At 78.7% G+C, this 630-nt stretch carries 1 protein-coding gene; it reads right to left on the minus strand.

Annotation, left to right across the window (positions count from 1 at the left end):
* Window positions 1-630, minus strand: a 630-nt coding sequence (locus GTW08_RS13905) for a GNAT family N-acetyltransferase (RefSeq protein WP_202417150.1), incomplete at both ends; no start/stop codon positions are given.

Genomic DNA, 630 nt, shown 5'->3' on the forward strand with positions numbered 1-630 from the left:
ACGGCGACCGGTCGCCGAGGAACGCCGCCGCCAGTGCGTCGACGGTGCACTCCAGGTCGGGATCGGTGCCGGCGGCGGGCTCGGCGGCGCCGTCGGCGAGACGCCAGGTGCCGGTGTCGCCGAGGAACGCGTCGTGCACCCGCAGCACGACCGGTCCGCCGGGGCCCCAGGCGCGGGCCCGCAGCGCGGCGTCCGGGTCGAGCAGGCGCAGCCACAGGTCGTCGCCGCGGCCGGTGACCCGGTGGGCCCGGGAGTCGGCCAGCACCAGATCGAGGTCCTCGTCGAGGGGACGTGCCCAGCTCGTCACCGCGCCGGCCAGGTCGAGGCCGGTCAGGAACCGCCACAGCCCGGCGGTCGCGGAGGGCCCGGCGGCCCAGAGCTGCTGCAGCCGGACCTCGTCCGTGCCGCCGGTGGCCAGGTCGCCCTCCGCGACACCCCACACCACGAACCCGTCGTCGACGCCGTCGGTGCCGGTGTGCACCGCCACGCCCTTGTACTCGCCGGCGGGCGGGCCCGCGGGGCGCAGCGCCCGCCGCCACCAGCGCGCGGAGCGTGTCATCCCGCCCGGGCGGTCCGCGGCGAGGCGTTCCTGCAGGCCGGGCAGCAGCGCGGTCGCCTCGTCGGGGTCGA

This window comes from Pseudonocardia sp. SID8383, from assembly GCF_009864975.1.
Lineage (GTDB): Bacteria > Actinomycetota > Actinomycetes > Mycobacteriales > Pseudonocardiaceae > Pseudonocardia > Pseudonocardia alni.